Here is a 24,844-nt window from a genome sequence, read left to right as displayed (position 1 = left end):
AAAATAAATTAAGAATCATGAGTGCTAGCTTGTATACTTTCTATCTGATAAGAAACTTTATTTAGCAAATTTAGTCTCAACAGAACGTGTATTACAAGTTTTATAAGAGGATCTGAAATTATAAGAAGTGGGATGTATATGTTAAGAAAAGATTTTGAAGAAGAATAAAAGGATGTTAAAAAAGATGAAAGTATTATATTTGCATCAATACTTTAAGACAAATTCCTCTAATGGGGGTACAAGATCCTATGAGTTTTCGAGATATCTATCAGATAACGACATTGAAGTAAATGTACTTACGGGAACAAAAATAGATAAGCAATATAATAACGAAAATAACTTTTCTATATATTCAACAGGGACTAACTATAATAATAAAATGCCAAAATGGAGAAGGATCTTAGCATTTTTGGATTATAATATAAAGGCATTATTAAAAGGCATAAGGACTAATGATATAGATATTATATTTGCTACTTCTACCCCTTTAACAATAGGGTTTCCAGCCGTGATAATATCTAAATTTAAGCGAAAAAAACTAATATTTGAAGTACGAGATGTATGGCCAGATATTCCAATTGAGCTAGGATATATAAATAATAAATTATTAATAAGACTATTAAAGGCTTTTGAACGATGGATTTATAAAAACTCTAACCATATTATTGTTCTTTCAAAAGGTATGTATCAAAACCTTATTGATAAGGGAATTGATTCTAATAAAATAACAATAATTGAAAATATGTCAAATCTATATTTGTTTGATGAAGTTATAAAAGAAAAGAAAGAGAATAATAGTTTGGTGGGTAAATTTGTTTGTATACACCCTGGAACTATGGGACATGTAAATGGGCTAGACTTTATATTAGACGTAGCCAAACAAATAAAAGAGATTGATAATAATATAGTTTTTCTTTTAATAGGAGAAGGAAATAGAAAAGAACATTTAAAAAGACGAGTAATTGCTGAAAATTTAACTAACGTATTAATAAAGGATGCCTTACCTAAAAGAGATGTCGTTAGTGCAATAAAATCTTCAGATGTCGGGCTTATGTGTGTTGATAATAAGTACAAAATATTAGAAGATAATAGCGCTAATAAATTTTTTGACTTTTTAGCTGCCGGACTACCTATCTTAATAAATTACCAAGGTTGGCAGAAAGAAATTATAGAAAAGATGAATTGTGGGAAATCCGATATAGAACCAATTAAAATGGCCAATACAATTCTTAAATTGAAAAGAGATAGTAAAATAAGTGACGAAATGGCAAAAAACTCAAGATTACTAGCTGAGAATTATTATTCTGATAAGATTGCAAAGAAAAAACTGTTAAACATTATTAAGAACATGTAGGGTGGTTTATTTAATGAATATATATCATAAATTATTAAATAAAGAAGAAAAAATTTCTGTTATTGGTTTAGGATACGTTGGGCTTCCTTTAGCAATTGAATTTGCTAAAAAATTTGATGTTGTAGGGTTTGATGTCAATTCTAGGAAATTAGAAAAGTATTTATCTGGTATAGATGTAACAGAAGAAATTGGGGATGATGCAATAAAAAATACCACAATGAATTTTACTAGTGAAGAAGATAAATTAAGAGATTGTAAATTTCATATTGTAGCTGTACCGACTCCAATTAATAACGACAAAACACCAGACTTGGCTCCGGTATTAGGAGCAAGCAAAACTGTAGGAAGAAATCTTACTAAGGGATCAATAGTTGTCTACGAATCCACTGTATACCCTGGAACAACTGAAGAAATGTGTATACCTATACTTGAAAAGGAATCGGGTTTGAAGTTTGGTAAAGATTTTAAGGTCGGATATTCTCCCGAACGTATTAACCCCGGTGATAAAGTAAATACCTTAACAAAAATAGTTAAGGTTGTATCTGGATCTGACGAGGCGTCTCTTGAAATAATTTCAAAAGTATATGAGTCAATTATTGAAGTGGGTGTTCATAAAGCAGAATCAATTAAAGTCGCTGAGGCCTCAAAGGTAATTGAAAACTCTCAAAGAGATATAAATATTGCTTTTATGAACGAACTTTCCATGGTTTTTAATAAAATGGATATTGATACTAAAGCAGTATTAGAAGCAGCTGGTACTAAATGGAATTTTTTGAAATTTACACCTGGCCTTGTTGGTGGACATTGTATAGGAGTTGATCCTTACTACTTTACTTATAAGGCAGAACAGTTAGGTTATCATTCCCAGATTATTCTATCTGGAAGGAAAATAAATGATGATATGGGAAAATATGTTGCACATAATGTTATTAAAAAACTAATAAAAGCAGAACAACCTGTTAAAGGAGCAAAAGCGGCGATATTTGGAATAACATTCAAAGAAAACTGTCCTGATGTTAGAAATACTAAGGTTATTGATATTATTAAAGAATTAGAAGAGTTTGGAGTAGACGTGTTAGTTCACGATCCAGTAGCAGATAAAGAAGAAGTATGGAGAGAATATAGAATTAATCTAGTGGAGAGAGAAGATTTAGTAAATATAAACTCTGCAGTACTAGCTGTTTCCCATAATGAGTTCAAAGAGGATTATGGACTTGATTTCTTAGATAGATTATATGTAGATGATAAAAAAGTTTTAATAGATATAAAAAGTGTAATGAGTAGAAAAGAGTGTGAGTCAAAAGGATATGTTTATTGGAGTTTATAGTTCCTGTAAAAGAATCTTTATAATTTGAATTTTAGGGATGGTATGAATGCGGATTTTGCATATTTGTTCTTATTATATAGGAAATAAATTATATATGAATTTAATAAAGCAGTTATCGTTTAAAGGTATTATGCAGGAAGTGTTTATACCTATAAAAAACAGTGAACATATTGGGAAGAACCAGTTATCATCTGATTTTAATACAGTTAATTACTATTATAAAAATATCTTAAAAAAACATGATAAAGTTTTTTACTTTAATAAAATTTATAAACAAATGAAAGAAATAGAAAAATCAATACTTGTTAATAAAAGTATTGATTTTATTCATGCTCATACGGTATTCAGTGATGGAGGGACTGCCTATAAAATTCATCGAAAATATGGGATTGATTATATAGTGACCGTTCGTAATACAGATATTAATACTTTTTATAGGTATGGAATTCATTTAAGGCCATTTATGTATAAAGTACTATTAAATGCTAGTGCTATTATATTCATATCCCATGCATATAAAGAACAAATGCTTTCGCTTTTGCCATCGGGTATGTTAAGGCAAATTAAAGAAAAATCCTATGTGATTCCAAATGGTATTGATGATTATTGGCATGAAAATATTATAACAAAAAAAAGCGATTTGGGATCTAAAGAAGTGAATTTGCTTTTCATGGGGTTAATTGATGAAAATAAAAATTTAGGAACGGTAATAACTGCATGTAATAAACTTCGTGAAGAGGGCTATAGTGTTTTATTAAATGTAATTGGAAACGGTCCACTTGAAGATAAACATAAACAAATGTGTAAGAATTTGGGGATGGATAAAGAGGTTGTATTTCATGGTTATTTAAGTAATAAGGAGATTATTTCAGCAATTATGGATACTAGTGATGTTTTTATTCTGCCTTCATTTAAGGAAACCTTTGGATTGGTATATATTGAATCAATGTCTAGAGGCTTACCTGTAATTTATAGCCAGCGACAAGGGATTGATGGTTTTTTTGAGGAAGGTGAAGTAGGATACTCAATTGATCCTTATAATGTAAAGATGATTTGTAACACAATAAAGAAAATATTGAATAATTATGAACAAATTTCAAACAACTGCTTTATAAGGTCAAAAGAATTTAAATGGGAACTTATTACTGAGAAAATTAGGAATCTGTACTGGAAGGATAATTCAATTGAAAGGTAATATTAAACGAAGCCTGCTTTTATTTATAATATATATTATTTCAACAGTTGTTTACAGATACATAATTGCAATAAAATTTGATTATCTTGGATTTCAATTCCAATATTATTCATTAAGTAAACTTATTATCGCGACATTTATAGTTATCTTGTTAATAGTATTTGGAATTTTTATAAGAAGTAATTTTTATAGTTTAATTTATAATATTTCACTAGTTCTATTATTATTTGGACAAACCATTTTTTATATATTTAATGATTCAAATTTTATATTAATAGTATATATCGCTATACCTATTGTTTTTATTTTCATAATTGATATTTTTAGCAAAAATAAAGTAAGGAAATTTAAAAGAATTAAAATTAATTTACAAGACCCATATACTTATCTTTTTTTACTTTTTATAACAGTTTTATTAATTTTGCCTTACTTTCAAAATATCAATACTATAAATTGGAAAAATCTGTTCTTTGTTGATATTTATGATACCAGACAATCTGGAAACGATAGCTCAAATTTTTTAATTGGATATCTTTTTTCACCTTTGTCAAGGGTATTGCTGCCATTTTTATTTATTTACTCAATTAATAATAAAAAGAAGTTATTAACTTTATTCTCAGCTTTAAGCATTGTAATGATCTTTTTATTGAACGGAGCAGTGAAAAGCATTCTTATTGGTTTTGCGGCAAGCATATTCTTTATAAAAGGTAACTACTTTAAAAAAAATACATTTTTTTTATGTGCCTTACTAATAACTTTTTCTTTGTCCCTTTTTCAATATTTAACAATAGGATCATATTTAATAGCTGATTATCTTAGAAGGGTTTTTTTCACCCCTGCAAGATTATTTCAAGTGTATTATGATTACTTTGATGATAACTTTACTTTTTTTAAACATTCTAGAGTATCAAAAATATTAGGAATAAATGATTACGAAGTTTTTATACCTCAATTTATTGGTGAAAATGTAATTGGCACTGAAGGTTTATCTGCAAATGTAGGTATTTTTACTGAAGGTTTTTTAAGTTTTGGAACCTTGGGAGTAGTTTTAAGTTCGGTTATATTTGCATTTATAATATTTGTAATAAAACAACTTAATTTTAAACCTTCTTATTTTGGGATTGTGTTCAGTTTTATCTATGTTATCAATACTTCTTTTATTGAAACATTATTTGTAACACATGGATTGTTATTTTTGCTTATTTTTGGATATTTTTTCATTCCATCGGATAAGGAAAATTTAAATGTAAAAAATTAACTTTATATTGGTGAGTATTCTAGTAGCTTTTGGACAGGTTACTTGAGAATGTTGTGTGATTAAAATTTTATTTCTATAGTCTTTAAAAATCAATTTCAGCAAGGAGACTTACGTCCTTTAATAAGGAATACAATGAAGAATGCAAACTTAAGAGAAAAAATAAATGCTCAATTTCAGAAAACAGGGGGGAAGTAACATGAGAAAGTATCTTGGAGAGTTTTGTTTTGAAGATGCTATTTCAACTAATAAAGTAATGATCGATTCTATCTCTGAAAAAATAGATTCAAAATTTCAGATAGACTATAAAGTTGATAGTAATGATTTATATATTACAGATTTTCCTAACTTGGGAATTGTACTTATAGTTGATGGAGAGGTATATAATAATGATCTTAGTGTATCAATAAATAATTTAGCTTATTTGGAACAGGTAATTAAAAGTGTTAAAGACAGTAACCTAGATATTTTAAATGATTTAAACGGGTCATTTAATCTAATTCTTTATGATTATAAAAATAATGAATTAAAAATTATTACTGACAGATTTTTAACTAGACCTTTATATTATTTCTCTGATGATAAAAAGATTATTTTTTCTAATCGATTGACTGAAATAGCAAAATATGTTGATTTAGAACCAGACATTAATTATAAAGCAGTAGCAGAATTTTTTAGTCTACAAATGGTGTTTGGAACTAAGACTTTTCTAAATAAAGTTTCAGCTTTTGAAAAGGCAACTTTCACCACTATAAGTAACTCAGAATTAGTTTCTTATAAATATTGGACATATAAACAAAATATAGATAACAATTTTAGAAAGAAAGATTATATTTCTAGTTTAAGTATGCATATAAAAGAGATTGTTGAATTTAAAACTAAAGATAATTATAAATATGGTATTTTTTTGAGCGGGGGTATGGATTCAAGAGCAATTATGGCGGGTGATACCCAAAAAAAAATATCTGAAGTATATACATTGGGGGACTCTTACAATATTGAATGTAGAATAGCAAAAACTATATCAGACTATAAGGAAGCGCAGTTTAATTTTATTCAAAGAGATAAAGATCATTACTATACTATAATAAATGATTCTGTTGAGATAGGAGATGGTATGTACAATTACCTTAATGGCCATTTTATAGGTTATTTTGATCAGATATCTAAAAATGTTGATGTTATCTTTAATGGATCTTTAATAGAACAGATTTGGCAGGGAACAAAATTTATAAACAAAAATATAAAAGTACGAAATTATAAATTGGCTCTACCATTTTTGTCGAGACGTACTAACAGTGTTTTAGAAACAATATCTAACAATTTTCCGCGGAAAATAGCTGGAATTGATAAAATATTTAATAGAGAATTAGATATTGATACTGATGCGATAATAAAGGAAACCTTTAGTGACATGCTATTTAAAAACTTTAAAACTACTCAAGTAAACCATCAAGAGGCAATTGATTATTTAGCTTGTGACTCCTATGGAAGGTATAATTCTCATTTAAATCAGCTATGTATTAACAATGAAATTAAATATAGAACTATTTATGATAATAGAATAATCGATTTAATGTTGAAAGTACCTGTAAAATATAGAAGTAATGGAACCTTGTTAAGAAAATCAATTACTCAGATGGATCCTGAACTTGGAAACATTCCTGTCGCGAATTCTAGATTAAGCTTAAAAAGAAGTTATATATTTCATTGGATAACCACAACTTTTAATAGGGTTTTTCATAAATTATTTAAATCTAAGAATTATAAATCTGAAAATAGTTCTTGGCCAAATTATTCTAAATTAATTATAGAAAACAAAAAAATTCAAGATAGAATTTTAAACATACTTAATAATAAGGAAGTATTAAGAGATGAAATGTTTAACCGGGATTATTTATTAAAATTATTTGAGGAACATTTACAAGGTAAAAAAAATCATGAAAGAATATTATTTTCAATATTAACTTTCGGTGAATGGTATAAAATGTTACAAGAAAAAATTAATAAATAAAAAAATTGCATTATTGTTTGGATTATGAGAGGGAAGAGTCATTAAATGAAAGATAAAATATTACGGTTTATAAAACGACCTTTTATCCGAAATGTAACAATTATTGCTTCTGGAACAGCTACAGCTCAAGTAATCACTATGTTATTATCTCCTATTATAACTCGACTATACGGTCCAGAAGTGTATGGATTAATGGGTGTGTTCATGGCAATTGTAGGAGTTATTGTACCTATTTCAGCATTAACTTATCCTATTGCAATAGTCCTGCCTAAGAGTGATAAGGATGCTAAAGGATTAATTTACCTTTCCTTGTATGTTTCTGTAATAATCACAATTATTATAACCTTCACTTTATTATTTTTAAAACAACCAATTGTTGACTTATTTCAAATTAAGGAAGTTTCTTCTTATTTATTTTTAATACCTTTAGTTATTTTATCTTCAGGTATTTTACAAGTTATTGAACAATGGCTTTACCGTACTAATCAATTTAGGATTACTGCTAAAACAATATTTTTGCATGCGCTAATTTTACAAGGGAGTATAATTGGTATTGGGATATTTTATCCAGTAGCTACAGTTCTTATTACTTTATCAGCTTTAGGTAATGGATTGAAAGCTATTATAATGATCTTAATTGTAAGAAATTCAAATTACAAAAAATCAATAAACTTAAGTAAAAAGAACATTTCTATTAAGAGTCTTGCTAAGACATATAATGATTTTCCTATTTATAGAGCTCCAGAGGTTTTTTTGAATGCAGCATCACAAAGTTTACCAATCTTATTACTATCAAGTTTTTTCGGCCCTGCTTCAGCGGGGTTTTACACAATTGCTAAAACTGCACTAGGTGCACCTTCACAACTTATTGGCAAGGCAATTGGTGATGTATTTTATCCAAGAATTTCTCAAGCAGCAAATAAAGATGAAAATTTAACAATTTTAATTAAAAAAGCGACTACATTACTTTTTCTGATTGGAATTATACCATTTGGTATAGTAATTATATTTGGTCCTTGGATTTTTAGTTTTGTTTTTGGTGAAGAATGGGTAGTTGCCGGTGAATACGCAAGATGGATTGCTCTATGGTCATTCTTTATGTTTATAAATAGACCAGCGGTTAAATCCCTTCCCGTATTATCGGCGCAGGCTTTTCACTTAACATTTACCCTTATAACCTTAATAACACGTGTTTTAGTTTTAATAATTGGTTACTATGTATTTGCAGATGATATTGTGGCTGTCGCATTTTTTGGGGTGTCAGGTGCATTACTTAATATTTTCCTGATATTAAAAACTCTTAAAATAAGTAAGAAATATGATAAATTAAATAAGGTTAAATAAACGTAATACTAAGGGGTGTGTTGAACCCCCGGTTTTTAAAAAGAGGTGTTGAAAATTAAAAGGTTTCTTGACTTTTTTATTTCATTGTTGTCACTAATTCTCCTGTCATTATTAATATTATTAATAGCAATCGTAATAAAATATAAACTAGGTACACCAATTTTATTCAAACAAAAACGACCAGGTTTAAATGGTAAACCATTTTATCTTTATAAATTTAGAACCATGACAGACGAGCGGGATAAAAATGGAGAAATTTTGCCTGATTATCTTCGATTGACGAAATTGGGTAAGAGAATTAGAAAACTAAGTTTGGATGAACTACCTCAATTGTTCAATGTATTAAAAGGTGATATCAGTCTAGTAGGACCTCGTCCATTATTAATGGAATACCTACTTTTATATACGTCTGAACAAGCCCGTCGACATGAAGTAAAACCAGGTATCACAGGGTGGGCACAAGTTAATGGTCGTAATACTATTAGCTGGGAAGAAAAGTTTAAATTGGATATATGGTATGTAGAAAATCAATCATTTTGGTTGGATATTAAAATTCTTTTTTTAACCATAATAAAAGTATTTAAATCTGAAGGAATTAATCAGCATGGTCAAGCAACAATGGAGAAATTTAAAGGTACATCAGAAAAGAAGGTTTCTAAGAATGTCTAAATTAATTTTAATCGGTGCTGGTGGTCATAGTAAGGTTATTAAAGATATTGTTGCTCTGGAAATGGAAATGGATTTATACGCGATTGTTGATGATGCTATTGATCAAACTGAAAAATTAGATAAAATCATATATGCTAACACTAGCTTGCTAGACAGTCTGAATTTGAAAGAATATAAATTTTGTATAGCAATTGGTAATAACTATGTTCGTAAAAAGTTGTTCAAAAAATTTTCTATACCTATTGAACAGTACGTAACGCTAATTCATCCAAGTGCTGTTATAAGTAAGGGAGCTAAAATTGGATATGGAACAGTAGTCATGCCCAATGTGGTAATTAATGCTGACACTACTATTGGAAACCATTGTATTGTTAATACAAATTCAGTTGTAGAGCATGATAATATCTTATCCGATTTTGTACATGTTTCTCCTAGTGCAACTCTATCAGGTGTAGTTAGTGTCGGAGAAGGGACGCATATTGGAGCGGGAGCTGTGGTGATTCCCGTTATGAATATTGGTAGTTGGAATACGGTAGGAGCTGGTGCAGTTGTGGTGGGTGATTTGGATGATAATGTTACAGCAGTAGGAGTACCAGCAAAGGTAATAAAATAAAATAGATACTAAAAGGGATGAAAAATTCATGCTAAAACCAGACAGACTTTTCCTCTCATCCCCACACATGAGCGGAAACGAACAAAAATATATTCAAGAAGCATTCGATTTAAACTGGATTGCACCTCTAGGTAATAATGTGGATGGATTAGAAAAAGAATTAGCAAATTATAACGCCACTACTGGAGCTGCTGTTGTTACTTCAGGTACTGCAGCAATTCATTTAGCATTAAGACTTCTAAATGTTGGTCCAGATGATAGTGTTTTTTGTTCATCATTAACATTTGTTGCTAGTGTGAATCCTATATTATATCAAGGGGCACTGCCAGTGTTGATTGATTCCGAATTGTCAACGTGGAATATGTCTCCAAAAGCATTAAAACGTGCACTTAAAGAAGCATATAAAAATGATAAATTGCCAAAAGCAGTTATCATTGTAAATCTTTATGGTCAAAGTGCACGTATGGATGAGTTAATAGAAATATGCGACTCCTACGGGGTGCCTATAGTAGAAGATGCAGCTGAATCGTTAGGTAGTGAATATAAAGGGGGAAAAAGTGGTACATTTGGTCGATACGGTATTTTTTCATTTAATGGAAACAAAATTATCACTACTTCAGGTGGCGGTGCACTAGTATCTAATGATGAAAAGTCATTAAGGAAAGCACGGTTTTTAGCAACTCAAGCACGTGATTCTGCAATTCATTATCAGCATAGTGAACTCGGATATAACTACCGAATGAGTAATATTGTTGCTGGTATCGGTCGTGCACAACTGGAAGTACTGGATAAACGAGTACAACAGCGAAGAGCAGTTTTCGATAAATATTTTGAAGCATTTAATAATATTCCAGGAATTGATTTTCAACCAGAGCTTGAAAATACAAAATCTAATCGTTGGTTGACTGCGCTTACTATCGACCCTAAACAAACTGGAGTTTCGCGTCATGAAATTATTGAAAAATTGGCTGAAGAAAATATTGAGGCCCGTCCTGTATGGAAACCAATGCATTTACAACCACTTTTTGCTGGAGTAGATTATTATCCACATGAAGAAGGCAATAGTGTATCAGACTTTTTATTTGAATTTGGTTTTTGTTTACCATCTGGATCGAATATGAATATGGAAGATCAAGATCGAGTAATAGACATAATACGCAATCTTTTTAAGATGTAATTGAAAAATAAAAATTATAGTATAACAAGTGTTGGAATTAAAAGGAACTAAGCAGCATTTAACTTGCTTAGTTCTTTAACATTTTATTTCTACCATAAATGATATATTACAAGAGTTCTATTAAATTGAAAGGATTAATCGTATGGTATTTAGCTCAAGTGTTTTTTTATTTTTATTTTTACCAGTAGTGTTTGTTTTATATTTTATATCACCTAGAAAATTTAAAAATACCGTATTACTCGGTGCAAGTTTGTTTTTTTATGCTTGGGGAGAGCCCAAATTTGTATTATTAATGCTCGTGTCGATTTTGATAAATTATATATTTGGACTTATTGTCGACCTGAATCGGGAAAATAAATCTAAAGCAAAAATGATTATTGGCTTAATGGTTGTAAGTAACCTTTTGCTTTTAGGTTTTTTCAAATATGCTAATTTCTTAGTAGATAATATAAATTATCTATTTAACATTTCTATTTCCATTCCAGATATACCGTTGCCTATAGGGATATCATTCTTTACGTTCCAGGCGATGAGTTATGTAATCGATGTTTATAGAAAAGATGGAAAGGTCCAAAAAAATCCACTTAATCTAGCATTATATATATCTTTGTTTCCACAGCTAATTGCTGGGCCAATTGTCCGCTACCAGACAGTTGCAGACCAAATCACTAAAAGAATATCCAATTTTGAACGGATTTCTTATGGTGTCAAGCGATTCATCATTGGTTTGGGTAAAAAGGTGCTTATTGCAAATAATTGTGGGTATGTTGCAGATCAAATATTTAACATGCAGCCATCGGAAATGTCGGCAGGGGTTGCATGGATTGGCATCATTGCATATACGTTGCAGATCTATTTCGACTTTTCGGGATACTCGGATATGGCGATAGGTCTGGGGAAAATTTTAGGATTTGATTTCTTAGAGAACTTCAATTTCCCATACTTTTCTCGTTCAATCAGTGAATTTTGGAGAAGATGGCATATCTCTCTAGGTTCTTGGTTCCGTGATTATGTATACATTCCACTCGGAGGTAACCGGGCAGGCAGATTTAATACGTATCGAAATTTGTTTATTGTTTGGCTTGCTACTGGAATTTGGCATGGTGCCAGTTGGACATTTATAGCATGGGGGCTTTATTATGGGGTTTTTATCATGCTGGAAAAGGCTTTCTTGGGAAAAGTCTTAAAACAGCTTCCTAAATTCATCCAGCATATCTATACATTATTAATTGTAATTATTGGCTGGGTCTTCTTTAGATCTGAAACATTCAGTTATGCATTTTCCTATATCCAAGTAATGTTTGCGTTTAATGGTAAGGGATTATGGGATAGCCAGGCAGTATTTTATACATCACAGCATGGTATTATTTTGCTCATTGGAATTATCGGATCAATGCCCGTATTAAAAGCTATAGCGCAGTGGATCAATGCAAAATCTATCGAGTCAAAAGCAGTATATATTGTTGGAAAGCAATTTTCTATGAATGTATATGTTTTAGGGGTATTTTTCCTATCCCTGGTTTATTTGATTTCTAGTACATTCAATCCATTTATTTATTTCCGCTTCTAAGGGTTGATGGAACAATGGAAAGGAAAATTTTATGAAGAAAAAAATTGGAGATACACTAGTAGTAATATCGTTTTTTTTAGTGATATTTGTGATTGGAATTATTTATTTCGTTTCGCCGGATAAGGCACAATCCGAGCTCGAAAATAGAAAACTAGATCAGCGCCCAGATGCTACATTGCAAAGTCTATTGTCAGGAGATTATTTCAAACGATTTGGAGCATATTATACGGACCAGTTTCCTGCACGTAATCAAATGATTGAGTATAATGCAGTTGTTAATAAATTTGTATTGCAGAAAGATGTTATTCAATCCATCTATGTACATGACGACGGTTATTTAATGGATCCTGTTGTTCCCTCGGATCATGGGTTAACTCCAAAGGAAATAGCTGCAAAAATTAATAGCTTTGGGGAAAAATTAAGCAATGAGGATATTAATGTTTATTTTGCATTAACTCCAAATAAAACAACAATGATGGAGTATAAATTACCCGACTATGTAGAGAGTTACGGAAATGATTTATCTGACAGGCTGATGGATCAAATTAAATCCCCGGTTAAGGGAATTGATCTTCGGGGGACTATAAAAGATCATATGGATGAAAGCAATCTTTATTTTTATACTGATCATCATTGGAAACCTAAAGCGGCACATTATGCTTATGAAGAAATAATGAATCAGATGCGTGAGGATAATCGTTCACTTCCGCAGGCTATCTCACATGATCAATTTACGTGGGAAGAGATGGGAGAACCATTCTATGGTTCGGATGCAAGAAAAACAACAAAAACATATGCAAAAAAGGCGGACTCTTTAACTGTAGTTAGACCTAAATTTGATGAAAAACCATTGGAAATATGCTACCGGAATAAATGTGACAAGTCCATGTATGATATGGAAGAACTATCATCTAAAGATGTCTATGCAAATAAATACAGGGTCTATTTCTCAGGGGATTTTTCAGAGGGAATAGTAAGGAATCCAAACGTTGGTAATGATACTAAATTGCTGATATTAAAAGATTCCTACGCAAATTCAATGTTACAATTTGTAGTGAGAAATTTTAGTGAAACAAGGATATTGGATCTAAGACATTATGATAAAGAAAGCATCTATGCGTATATTGAAGAACATGATATCGATAATGTTTTATTTATTCATAATATAAATTCGATCGTGTTAACACCATCGTTTGTAGAGTTCGGGGAATAGTATATTATACAAATAACAAAAAGCAGACTGGTTTGGTTATAAACACTGGGCTGCTTTTTGTTATTTTCACTGCCCCATCAAATATAGTAACTGATTCTATTCAGTTATTTTTAGGTAAATTCCCCTCCGACTAACCTCATTTACCAATAAGATAATAAAGTTCCTATCTAAATTCAATTCCATTGCTTTTTCATAAGCATCGATTAATGTATGGTCGCTTAAACATTGCATGCTGTAATCTCCTATATAGTAATATTAATTGTTTACAACGAATTCCTACGTAAATATAAATAAGGATCCCCATCAATAAAATCCGTATCAGGAATTTCCTGACTAAGATTTCGCAAAACAGTCATTTTATTAATAACATTTGCAAGTCGGTCTTTGTCTGCGTCGGTTGTATCAAACTCTATACCATAAAAGAAGGTGTCTCCTTTTCCTTCACTTTTCCAGGATAATTCCCCGTACAAATCAAAAGTTTCATTCATCAGTGTGAACGTAAACAGAAATTTCATTGGAGAATTTACGGGTAATTTTAAAGAAGATAGCATTTTTAGTCCGCCCACACTAATATTTTCAATCAATATCTGTGCAGACCCAAGATTTACCTTGCGTTTATTTACTTCCTTAATTGCCATTTCCCCAAGTAGAGCATAAGGGAGATCAAATCGATAATAGTCCCGTCTTTCCTCTATGGCTGCTATACTATCTTTTTGTTTTGCAGGTTTTAAATAACCGGTCTGCATCATTTGTTCATATGTTTCTAATGGAACTGGCTTTGAAAACAGGTAGCCTTGTATTAAATCACATTCTCTTTGCTTTAAAAATTCGAATTGAACAGGATCTTCAACACCCTCTGCTACAACAGTCATGTCCAAGCCTTTTGCTAAATGCAATATTGCGGATATAATCGCATTGCCTTTTTTGTTATCATGGTTAATGTTTTGAATAAATACCTGATCAATTTTTAGTGTGTCTGCATGGTATTCCTGTAAATAATTTAGCGACGCATAGCCTGTGCCGAAATCATCAATAGCAATTTTTACACCCAGTTTCTGTAAACCTTCTAGGGTAGAAAGTACTCCTTTTTCACTTTTCAGCAACGAACCTTCCGTGATTTCAATCTCCAAATATTTTGCAGGAACTTGAAAAAGCTCTAACTGCATTTTGACTAAATCTACCAATCCTTTCTTTAAAAAACGGATTGGCGAAATATTGATTGCTATAGGGCGTAATGTGTATCCCTTGTCCATCCATTCCCTTAGTTGTGCGCAAACCTTTCGAATGACCCAATCACTAATATGGTGAATAAGGTGATTCTCTTCCGCCAATGGAATGAATTCACCAGGTGAGACCAATCCCCATTCCTGATGGTTCCAGCGAATCAATGCCTCGGCACTTCGAATGACTCCACTCGTTGCTTCAACCTGTGGCTGAAAATATAACTCAAACTCTTCATTGACAATTGCTTTTCGCATATCTTTCTCTAGGACAAATTTTTTATAGGAAGAAATATCTCTTGAAAAGGAGTAAAGCTGATAGTTATTTTTCCCCTGGTGCTTTGCATGGTACAAAGCAGAATGCGCATTTTCCAGCAACGTTAATTTATTATCGCCATCCTCTGGAAAAAAACTAATACCAATACTTGTTGTTATATTTAATTCATAATCCTTAATGTTTAATGGTTCCTCGATATGGTTAATAATATTTTCGGCTAATGAAAAAATATATTCCTTACTTGGATAATCTTCCATGATCATGATAAAATCATTGCTGCTTAAGCGGGCTACGTATCCATCTTCTGGCAATATAGATTTAAGTCTGCTTGCAACCTGTTTTAATACCTCATCCCCAATTTGATAGCCTAACGAATCGTTGATCAGATTAAATCTGTCCAAATCCAAATATAAGGTAGTAAATGGTACTGCAGTATTTTTACATAGACTATCCATTTGTTCGTACAGGCTGCGCTGATTTGGCAATGCTGTTAACGTATCATGGGTAGCGAAGAAATTAAGCTGCTCCCTAATTTCCATTTCTGTGGTGATATCGGTAACCATTCCGAATAAGTTTGTAATTTCACCTTTATCGTTCATTCTTGGAATGGTTTGTTCCAAAATCCACTTCGTTGTACCGTCTCCACAATTTATGCGATAGCTGATTTGTATTCTTTTTCCTTCACTCAGTAATGCAAATTCATCAAATACTTCTTTGCGATCTTCTGGTAGGATCATCTCTTTCCAGGTATCGGGGTTATCGTATAAATCAAATAGCGGGATTTGGAGAATTTCGACTAATCCTTCTGAGGCATATGTGATTTTCCCATTCAAGGATTCCCGCATCCAAATTCCAACATTTAGATTATCAAATATATACTTTAAGTCTTTGTTTGTGGTTTCTAATTCGATTTCCAGCTGTTTAGTGGCAGTTTGATCCTTAATCACTCCAACCATTTTATATGGTTTATCATCCTTCCAAATCACTTCTGCTTGTGCTCGTATGTAGCGTTGTTCATTTGTTTTGCCATGGTAGATGCGATATTCTGCCGTAAAGCCAATCCCTTTTTTCATAGATTGATAGAAGATTTCATGTGTCTTCTGATAATCATCCGGATGAACAAATTCAAATGGTTTTTCTATAGGGATAGCCTCTGTTTTATCAAAACCAAAAATAGCAAAGAAGTAATCGGAACAGCTCAATTTATTCTCATCAATGAAATATTCCCAGCTTCCAACATTCGCTATTTGCTGCGCATGTACTAAGTGTTTTTCATTTATTTCAAGTGTTTGTGTAAGCTTTTTATATTCTGTAATATCTTCAATAATTAAGTAGACACCTTCCACATCGTTGTTTGCCTTTTTAATAGGGATGAACGTTACTACTGCATAAATGGATTGATCATGCTTGTTTTTTACAGCTATTTCATGCCGTTCTGTAGTTCCTTTTAATGTGTTATAAAAGGCTGCTGCTAGAATGGTATAGGTTTGTTCAGTAACAAGTTCTTTATAGTTTAGTTTTTTTCGTGGCGAGTATCCCAAAAATTCGTTAATACTTTTCCTGTTATGCGATAGAATCTCGCCATCAGGGGAGAAAACGACAATTAAACCAGGGTGATAAAAAGCCAAGGATGAATAATAGTGTAATAGTACATTTTCATCCATCTCCTGTTCATCCAGGTATGAATCGGCATTAGTATTTTTCTTAAATAGATGTTTTAGGAAGTTTGCTTTTTTTGGAGTGTAATTCGTCATAAAAATTCCCCTTTCTAAACTAAAGTATTGTGGATGTAATAAAATTGTAACAATATTGTAATAAATCTATTATAGTGTAAAAGCCCTAAATAAGAAAAGGGATTTTTTAATCATTTTAAAAAGTTTATATGTTTCGATGTATTTAAAATCATAGTGCAAGTAGATTAGCAGAGTTCATTACCATGGGCATCGATCAAATTACCTATACCGTATAAAAGAATGTGTAAACATTTTTTAGAAGGGCAGTTTAATTCTACTAAAAAATTAATACAAAATTTATTAAAAGCATTTAAACATTCTATAAGCAAGCCGATATATAAATTAGAATCATCAAAGTGGATGATTTGCCATGGTATTAATGTTAGAAAGAAGCCCGGGTGAAAAACTTTTTATCATCGATGGTAATGGAAGAAAGATTGAAATTGAAGTGGTTGAATAAAAGCGGATTTAAGTAGCTTTTTATAACTACGGATTAAGGCTTCACGGGAATCTAATATTGTTCGTGGAGAAATATTTAAGGGTAATAACTCTATACATTAGAGTCATTATATAAGCAAGGCAAATGGATGTGGCTTGCTGAAAAAACAAAAACATGGAGGTAGGAAAAAATGAGAATTAATCACAACATTGCGGCATTGAATACTTATCGTCAATTGACTGGTAACCAAGCAAATGCTTCTAACTCTTTACAAAAGCTATCATCAGGTTTACGTATCAACAACGCTGCTGATGATGCAGCGGGATTGGCAATTTCTGAAAAAATGCGTGGACAAATTCGCGGATTGGAACAAGCGCAAACAAATGCACAAGACGGTATTTCCATGATTCAAACAGCTGAAGGTGCATTGAATGAAACACATAGCATTCTTCAACGTATGCGAGAACTAGCTACTCAAGCAGCGAACGATACGAATACAGAATCAGATCGTAACGAAATTCAAAAAGAAATAAATCAATTAACATCTGAAATCAATCGTATTGGTAATACAACTGAGTTTAATACTCAAAAATTATTAAAAGGTGGAGAATTGACCGACATTGCTGTAACTGAGGATACTGCTAGTGATGCGACCGCACCCGGTACTCCTGGAGTATATACTTTTGATATTGGAGGTAGCGTTAAAGCAGGTGATACCATAACTATAGGGAATGTCACTTTAACTGAGGGGACTGATTTTACAATCGGTGCCGATGATAATGAAACAGCTACAGCAATAAAAGATGCATTAGACAATGGAACTACTTATACAGCAGCTGTTACAGGTACGGAAATTACTATTACTGAACAAACAGCTTCTGGTAATGCGGCACCTGAAGTAACGATAGGTACTGGGTTTAATGCTACCTTCCAAGTTGGTGCAAACGAAGGACAAAGTATGTCGATTCAAATTGACGATATGAGAGCAAAAGCACTTGGTTTAACAGGAACTGCAGGAGATCCTAATTTTACTGATTCTAATAATGTTACGGACGGTACGAACAATACAACCGTTGAAGCTGCACTAGATGTATCTACACATGAAAGTGCTGCGAATGCAATTACTATTATCAATGATGCGATTGAAGAGGTATCTGCACAACGTTCAAACCTTGGTGCTTACCAAAACCGATTAGATCACACAATTAATAACTTAGGTACTTCAGCAGAAAACCTAACTGCAGCCGAATCTCGTATCCGTGACGTTGACATGGCTAAAGAAATGATGGCGTTCACTAAGAACAACATTCTAACTCAAGCAGCACAAGCTATGTTGGCACAAGCTAATCAACAACCGCAGGGAGTATTACAACTTTTACGTTAATTTTGGATTATTTAAGAGGGACTCTAGTTTTGCTAGGGTCTCTTTTTTGTATATATTAACATGAAGGTGTCGTAATGTATGGATGCTGTATTACAATAACAGTGACTTGAGAAATAGGGACTCTGTCATATTCGTGGAACTAAACGGGATAGGGATATTATTAAGTTTTCTCCTAACAGTATGCTAAACCTGACCAGTGGTTTAATGATAATTTAGCCGCGGATCATCTATATAATATTAGATTCATGAATTCAATAAATTTGCTTATAGGATAATGTTGAAATTTGTTTATATTTACTTTATAATTTACGACTAAGTTAGGAAATGTCTAAAGGAGGATTCACCAATGCAACGCCTAATGTGTAAAGGAGAAAAATCCACAGAGCTATAGTAACGGAAGCGGAACTAGACTATGTTGGCAGTATAACGATTGATTATACATTAATGAAAGAAGCTAATATTAAACCATATGAAATGGTGCAAATTACAAGCTTAAAAAATGCAACGAGATGGAAGACGTATGCAATTCCCGCCCCTGAAGGTTCAAAACGTATTTGCTTAAATGGTCCTCCTGCACATCTATTTTCACCGGGAGATATAGTCATTATTTTGAGTCTTGGGATGATGACTGACGAGGAGATAGAAGACCTAAAACCAAAAGTTGTATTTGTTGATGAAAATAACGAGATTACTAGTATAGAGGAGCATGATTTACATTGGCCAGAAGGTGTAAAGATATAATTGTGAATTAAGAAGAATGGACGTTAATTCTAAATATATAAAACAAAGCAGACCAGTGGCATTATCAGCTCCGGTCTGCCTTTTATCTACCTCTCCCTCAAAACCTCCTCCAACACATCCGGATAATTCGTAAACATCCCCGTAACGCCCCAATCCAGCACCTTTTCCATATCCTCTCTTGTATTGACCGTATAAGGATGCATTAACAGATCATGTTGCCGAACCTTTTGGACATATGCCTCGTCAATTTTTGTATGGCTTGCACCTATTCCAATGGCATATGCAGCAATTTCATCTAATTCTTCATCGGTTATGGTTGCAGGTTTGGAATACGAAATCAATTGAACGAGTGGAATGTTGGGATTCATAGAATGTACGATTAATAGACTTTCCGGACTAAAGGATTGAATGAGCACTTTACTAGATGGTGCATTCGGTCCGATTAATTTATATTTATTTAAAATTCTCAGCAACTCTTCTTCCATTCCAGGATAAACCTCAGGGGATTTTGTTTCGATATAGTAACGTGATCCTCTGCCGAATTCCTGAATGACCTCTTCTAATGTAGGGACTTGTAACCCTTCATATTCTGCTTTTGCCTTTTCAGGATACTTTTCGTTGAACCATGATCCTGCGTCAAGCTGCTTAATTTCTGCTAAAGTCATGTCTTTCACATAGCCTGTCCCATCTGTAGTCCGATCTACCCTTTCATCATGCATGGCAATTAATGTTCCGTCTTTTGTCATTTGCAGGTCGACTTCGATATAATCGCCTTTCATTTTCTCTCCTAATGCGTAGGAAGGAATCGTATGCTCCGGGGCATATCCGGATGCACCGCGATGGGCTACATTTAAAATACGGTTAGGATTCAGACTCGGTCCCTCTGATGCGAAAGCTGCATTTTTGCTTGGCAATAAAAAGATTGTGAAGATTAATAGAATCACTAAGCTAAAAGCTAACTTCTTCAATTTTTCCATCTCCTTTAAATTCATTTGAATGTATGAATTATCTCAGATGAAAAATAGAGTTTACTAGAGTATTTCCCCTCCTTTCCCTTTAATAGTTCCAATAGTATCCAACTATCAGAATAATGTCAAAAAACAGATTAAGTGATTTAAATTATAGTTAATTAGACTCAGGTGACTTATGTCCTATAAGGATTTTGGGATATTTTTCAAGAAAAATGAACTTGTTTTATTTATTACATAAAAACAAATTAGTTTCATATATTCATTAGAGAACTAGAAACGAGGGGGTAGTTTTATTTGAAAAGGTCAGTATCACTAGTTATATCTATTTGTTTTGTGTTGAGTCTATTTTTGCTTAGTGCTTGTGCTGGGGAAGAATCCTCTGGTGGAGAAGGCGGTAAGGAAGGTGGAAAGCCTATAACGTTATATTCACCTGAAACACCTGAGCTTTCAAAGGAATTAGCTGCAAAATATGAAGAGCTCTATGGGACGAAGGTTAATGTGAATTATGCTGGGACAAACGTATTGGTGAACAAAATGATGGCGGAGAAAGGCAATCCACAGGCAGATGTCTGGTATGGGGGCGGTGGTATTCTGCCATTTGAAGCAGCGGTTGATAAAGACATTATTACATCCTACATACCTGAGAGTGCTAAGGATTGGGAAGTGGTAGAGAACGGGATCAAGGTGAAGCATCAGGATGGGTATTATGTTGGTGCTGAAATGTTCGTGCTCGGTTTTGCCTACAATACGGAGTTAGTCTCTGAAGAGGAGGCACCAAAGACATGGGAGGATTTACTGGATCCAAAATGGAAGGGAAAAATTCAATTTCCTAACCCGGCAGCGTCTGGGACGGCTACGTTAATGGTATTAAGCTACATGATGCAGCATGGGGAAGAAGTGGGCTGGGAGTATTTCCAAAAATTAAAGGATCAGGCGAATTCTATTCCTGATTCAGGGTCTGGCCCGACTAAGGGTGCTGCAATGGGGGAGGCGCATATTGCGGTAGGCTTTGATTTTATGGCGTATGAACATCAGGCAAATGGGGAGACAGTAGACTTTATTGTTCCAGAAAAAACGCCAATTCTTGTTAATCCAGTAACACTTGTTAAAGATGGACCGAATCCTGAGGGCGGAAAGAAATTTATGGACTTTATGCTAGGCAAAGACGCGCAGCAAATTTTGGCCGACTGGTACCATATTCCGATTAACCCGGAAGTGGAATCTAAGACACCACTATCATTAGACAAAATTAAAGAACATGCTGTTGATTTAGATATTGATTGGGTGAATGAAAACTACGATCGAATCAGGGATGAGTGGAAAACGAAAATACAGTAAAGGACGTTGATAGCATGGGATCAGTTGTAGTCGAAAAACTTACAAAGGATTTTTCCGGTGTAACTGTTCTGCAAAATATAAATTTGGACATCAAAGAGGGCGAGTTTTTCGCCCTTTTGGGTCCATCTGGGTGTGGGAAAACGACCACAATGCGGTGTATTGCTGGATTTGAAAAGCCAACGAGTGGCGTGATTCGAATAGGGGAAAAAGTCATCAATGGTTTAACCCCAAACCAACGGAATTGCGGGATGGTTTTTCAAAGCTATGCATTATTTCCGCATATGAATGTTTTTGATAATGTTGCCTACAGTCTGAATGTAAAAAGGCTGAAGGGTAGCAATGTCCTTAAGAAAATGGCGACATATACAAGAATGCTTAATAGCCGACTGGTGAAATACCCTAAGGATATAGAAAAAAAGGTTAGGGATATTCTGGAATACGTTGAATTAACCGAGCATGCCAAAAAGTTGACGAGTGCACTGTCTGGTGGGCAGCAGCAACGGGTCGCACTCGCCAGGGCTTTAGTTATGGAGCCGGAAGTACTTCTGATGGACGAGCCGTTATCCAACTTAGATCAAAAACTCAGGCATACGATGCGGAATACCATCCGGAAGATACAACAGGATTTAAAAATTACAACGATTTTTGTGACACATGACCAGGAAGAAGCGATGAGCATGGCGGATCGTGTTGCGGTAATGAATGAGGGAGAGATTCTGCAAATTGGAACACCGACAGACTTGTACAGTAATCCCAGGACCCCGTTTATTGCTGATTTTGTTGGAACATCTAACATTATCCCCGGAGAAATGCTTGATCCGGAAGATGGGTTATCGGTAATCCAAATTGGCAATCAGGTGGTAAAATCTGTTTCAACCGCTGATAAAAAAGCGGTCCAGGTAATTATTAGACCAGAAAATATCAATGTTTTAAAGGAAGAATCAAAGGAATATGATAATTCATTTGAGGGAGAAATATTGTTTGCTACGTATTTAGGCTCGATCGTTCGGTATGATATCAAGGTTGGGGACTATACACTAACGGCAGATACAACGTATGAATCGGGAAAAAATATTTTAAAAGCTGGAACATCAGTAAAACTGGGCGTATCACCTGAAAGGGTGCTGCTCATATGAAATGGCTGAAGCGGAATTTTACTGGAATCGGCATTGTAAAGCTAGTCATCTATGCCTTCTTTATCCTGTTCCTGATCATTCCATTGCTATCGGTGTTTTTGGTTAGCTTTACGAATGAACCGATTAACCTGTTTGGATCACTCATTAGTATGGAAACATTGCAGCATACGGTTAGTCAATTTACGCATGCTACAGTAGATAATTTTAAATCGGTTTTTTCCAATGGTACGTATTTTAGCGCATTATTGAACAGTCTAAGGCTATCATTCTTAGTTTCTATTATTGTGCTGATCGTTTGTGTTCCAATAGCTTACGGAATAGCCAGGACGAAAATGCCATTCAAGAAAACAATTAGTGCATTGTGTACGATTCCATTAATTGTACCTACGTTTATATCGGCATATGCATTTATTATTATGTTTGGCAGAGCGGGCTGGGTAACCTATTTATATAATTCTTTGGGCGGAGAAGGATTTCTAATTGACCCGTATTCGTTTACGGGAATTGTTTTGGTACAAGTATTTTTCTTTTTCCCATATGCACTTTGGCCAATGGTTGCTACCTTTAAAGTTAGTGATGTTTCATTGGAAGAGGCGTCAAGAAATATGGGTTCGAAAAGCTGGCTTACTTTTGTTACCGTAACATTTCCGTTAGCTATACCGGGAATGCTTTCTACTGCATTGGTAATTTTTGCGGTAAGCTTTTCCGATTTTGGAACACCGATTATATTAGCCCCAACTGATTTGAATTTACTGGTTGTAGAAGCATACCGTGAAATTGCTGGATTCTTCAATTGGGGTGGAGCAGCAATCCTGACGGTCATCATGATCGCGGTGGCAGGCTTTGTATTCTGGCTGCAAAACCATTTCTTTAAAGGAAAAGACTATGGGGCATTATCGGGAAAGCCAAAACAAGTGAAAATGAATGACAATAAATTGCTGTCAGGATCATTATCCGTTTTTGCAGGCTTTGTAGTGCTTGTACCATTGCTGGCGATGCTGACCGTGTTTATGCAGTCGATCGCAACGACATGGGGAGTTGATCCGTTACCAGCTGGATATACATTAAACCATTATAAGGATATTTTTACGAACTCACTTGGTAACATTCAAAACAGTATCATCCTGGCACTAGGGGCATTGGTGTTAAGTATTATCATTGCCACATTTGTATCCTATTTTGTTGTCCGGCAAAATTCAACTGGACTGGATTTCATGACAACAGTGCCGCTCATCGTTCCGGGCATCGCATTCGGGATTGCCTTGATTCAGACGTTCAATACAGCACCGTTACAGCTGACGGGTACTGCGGCGATATTAATAATTGCGTATTCCATCAGACGACTTCCATATATGGTCAGGTCGACGGTTGGAACGATGAAGTCCATCAAAGGGGATATTGAAGAAGCTGCCGTTAACTTAGGGGCATCAACATTGACCGCAGCTGTCACTGTAATCGGCCCATTAATGCTGCCGGGAATTGCAGCAGGTTCCATTTTAGTATTTATCACCGTAATCAAGGAAACGAGTATTACGATTTTAATGGCACCCGCAGAATGGGCACCAATGAGTCTAGCTATCTTCCAAAACATTCTAAGAGCGGAATACTACTCCGCAGCAGCGATGTCGATCGTCCTAGTTGTATTAGTGCTAGTACTCCAGGCAATAGCCAACCGATTTTCAAGGAAGGAATTATAGCAGTAGGACAAAGGGACAGGCGGTGGTGGGTGGGACAAGGGGTCAGTCCCCGCGTCCCGGGACAGAGGGACTGACCCCTTGTCCCACCTGACCTTTTGTCATGGATAACATAGTTGAGTCAAAAGCGACATATTACGAAATTCAGGGAATCGTGGTAATTTGAAGGTGGGCAGATGA

18 protein-coding genes and 1 pseudogene are annotated in these 24,844 nt (G+C 33.7%); 16 read left to right on the top strand and 3 right to left on the bottom strand.

Annotated features, from left to right (window positions below; translation table 11 throughout):
* Positions 1-184: 184 nt before the first annotated feature.
* The 11 genes from IEV74_RS08620 to IEV74_RS08570 all read left to right on the top strand — a co-directional run bounded on the left by IEV74_RS08620 (position 185) and on the right by IEV74_RS08570 (position 13,731).
* Positions 185-1,354, top strand: a complete 1,170-nt coding sequence (locus tag IEV74_RS08620) for a glycosyltransferase family 4 protein (protein ID WP_188454972.1) — start codon at positions 185-187, stop codon at positions 1,352-1,354.
* Between the two features lie 13 nt (positions 1,355-1,367).
* Positions 1,368-2,681, top strand: a complete 1,314-nt coding sequence (locus IEV74_RS08615; protein ID WP_188454971.1) for a nucleotide sugar dehydrogenase — start codon at positions 1,368-1,370, stop codon at positions 2,679-2,681.
* 46 nt (positions 2,682-2,727) lie between these two features.
* A complete protein-coding gene (locus IEV74_RS08610) occupies positions 2,728-3,876 on the top strand; it encodes a glycosyltransferase (protein WP_188454970.1) in 1,149 nt (382 codons plus the stop codon).
* Positions 3,866-5,134, top strand: coding sequence for an O-antigen polymerase (locus tag IEV74_RS08605; RefSeq protein ID WP_188454969.1), 1,269 nt, complete (start codon positions 3,866-3,868; stop codon positions 5,132-5,134). The genes IEV74_RS08610 and IEV74_RS08605 overlap by 11 nt, the downstream gene beginning before the upstream one ends.
* Before the next feature lie 196 nt (positions 5,135-5,330).
* Positions 5,331-7,145: an asparagine synthetase B family protein gene (locus IEV74_RS08600; protein ID WP_188454968.1), complete on the top strand. Its 1,815-nt coding sequence runs from the start codon at positions 5,331-5,333 to the stop codon at positions 7,143-7,145.
* A 45-nt stretch (positions 7,146-7,190) separates the two neighbouring features.
* Positions 7,191-8,489, top strand: coding sequence for a lipopolysaccharide biosynthesis protein (locus IEV74_RS08595; RefSeq protein ID WP_188454967.1), 1,299 nt, complete (start codon positions 7,191-7,193; stop codon positions 8,487-8,489).
* Positions 8,490-8,543: 54 nt separating this feature from the next.
* Positions 8,544-9,158, top strand: a complete 615-nt coding sequence (locus IEV74_RS08590) for a sugar transferase (protein ID WP_308418985.1) — start codon at positions 8,544-8,546, stop codon at positions 9,156-9,158.
* Positions 9,151-9,771, top strand: a complete 621-nt coding sequence (locus IEV74_RS08585; RefSeq protein ID WP_188454966.1) for an acetyltransferase — start codon at positions 9,151-9,153, stop codon at positions 9,769-9,771. Before IEV74_RS08590 ends, IEV74_RS08585 begins: the two co-directional genes overlap by 8 nt.
* 28 nt (positions 9,772-9,799) lie before the next feature.
* Entirely contained in the window at positions 9,800-10,948 is a 1,149-nt protein-coding gene (locus IEV74_RS08580; RefSeq protein WP_188454965.1) for a DegT/DnrJ/EryC1/StrS family aminotransferase, read from the top strand.
* A gap of 142 nt (positions 10,949-11,090) precedes the next feature.
* Positions 11,091-12,518, top strand: coding sequence for an MBOAT family O-acyltransferase (locus IEV74_RS08575; RefSeq protein WP_188454964.1), 1,428 nt, complete (start codon positions 11,091-11,093; stop codon positions 12,516-12,518).
* Positions 12,519-12,549: 31 nt separating this feature from the next.
* Complete coding sequence (locus tag IEV74_RS08570) at positions 12,550-13,731, top strand: DHHW family protein (RefSeq protein WP_188454963.1); 1,182 nt, start codon at positions 12,550-12,552, stop codon at positions 13,729-13,731.
* A 96-nt stretch (positions 13,732-13,827) separates the two neighbouring features.
* Here the strand turns inward: IEV74_RS08570 and sda are convergent, their stop codons facing one another.
* Positions 13,828-13,962 (bottom strand): sporulation histidine kinase inhibitor Sda, encoded by a 135-nt coding sequence (gene sda / locus IEV74_RS08565; RefSeq protein WP_188454962.1) that lies wholly within the window; start codon positions 13,960-13,962, stop codon positions 13,828-13,830.
* A 32-nt stretch (positions 13,963-13,994) separates the two neighbouring features.
* The gene (locus IEV74_RS08560; protein WP_188454961.1) at positions 13,995-16,982 is read right to left on the bottom strand and encodes an EAL domain-containing protein; all 2,988 of its coding nucleotides are present in this window, start codon (positions 16,980-16,982) and stop codon (positions 13,995-13,997) included.
* A 608-nt stretch (positions 16,983-17,590) separates the two neighbouring features.
* Here IEV74_RS08560 and IEV74_RS08555 point away from each other — a divergent pair.
* Complete coding sequence (locus IEV74_RS08555) at positions 17,591-18,784, top strand: flagellin N-terminal helical domain-containing protein (RefSeq protein ID WP_188454960.1); 1,194 nt, start codon at positions 17,591-17,593, stop codon at positions 18,782-18,784.
* A 346-nt stretch (positions 18,785-19,130) separates the two neighbouring features.
* Positions 19,131-19,525 (top strand): annotated as a pseudogene (gene panD, locus IEV74_RS08550) (aspartate 1-decarboxylase).
* An 86-nt stretch (positions 19,526-19,611) separates the two neighbouring features.
* On the opposite strand, the gene IEV74_RS08545 reads toward panD, so the two are convergent.
* Positions 19,612-20,502 (bottom strand): glycerophosphodiester phosphodiesterase, encoded by an 891-nt coding sequence (locus tag IEV74_RS08545; RefSeq protein ID WP_188455035.1) that lies wholly within the window; start codon positions 20,500-20,502, stop codon positions 19,612-19,614.
* 288 nt (positions 20,503-20,790) lie between these two features.
* Here IEV74_RS08545 and IEV74_RS08540 point away from each other — a divergent pair, with 288 nt between their 5' ends.
* Genes IEV74_RS08540 through IEV74_RS08530 form a run of 3 tightly spaced genes read left to right on the top strand, consistent with a single transcriptional unit; the run spans position 20,791 to position 24,667 of the window.
* On the top strand, positions 20,791-21,834 hold the full coding sequence (locus IEV74_RS08540; RefSeq protein WP_188454959.1) for an ABC transporter substrate-binding protein: 1,044 nt from the start codon (positions 20,791-20,793) through the stop codon (positions 21,832-21,834).
* Positions 21,813-22,970 carry an ABC transporter ATP-binding protein gene (locus IEV74_RS08535; protein WP_229683102.1) on the top strand — a complete coding sequence of 386 codons (1,158 nt, stop codon included), beginning with the start codon at positions 21,813-21,815 and terminating at the stop codon, positions 22,968-22,970. The genes IEV74_RS08540 and IEV74_RS08535 overlap by 22 nt, the downstream gene beginning before the upstream one ends.
* Positions 22,967-24,667, top strand: a complete 1,701-nt coding sequence (locus tag IEV74_RS08530; RefSeq protein ID WP_188454958.1) for an ABC transporter permease — start codon at positions 22,967-22,969, stop codon at positions 24,665-24,667. Before IEV74_RS08535 ends, IEV74_RS08530 begins: the two co-directional genes overlap by 4 nt.
* Positions 24,668-24,844: the final 177 nt, after the last annotated feature.

Source organism: Virgibacillus oceani (genome assembly GCF_014638995.1).
GTDB lineage: Bacteria > Bacillota > Bacilli > Bacillales > Amphibacillaceae > Virgibacillus_E > Virgibacillus_E oceani.
Note: the sequence above shows the minus strand (reverse complement) of the source record. Positions and strands in the feature narration are given on the sequence as shown.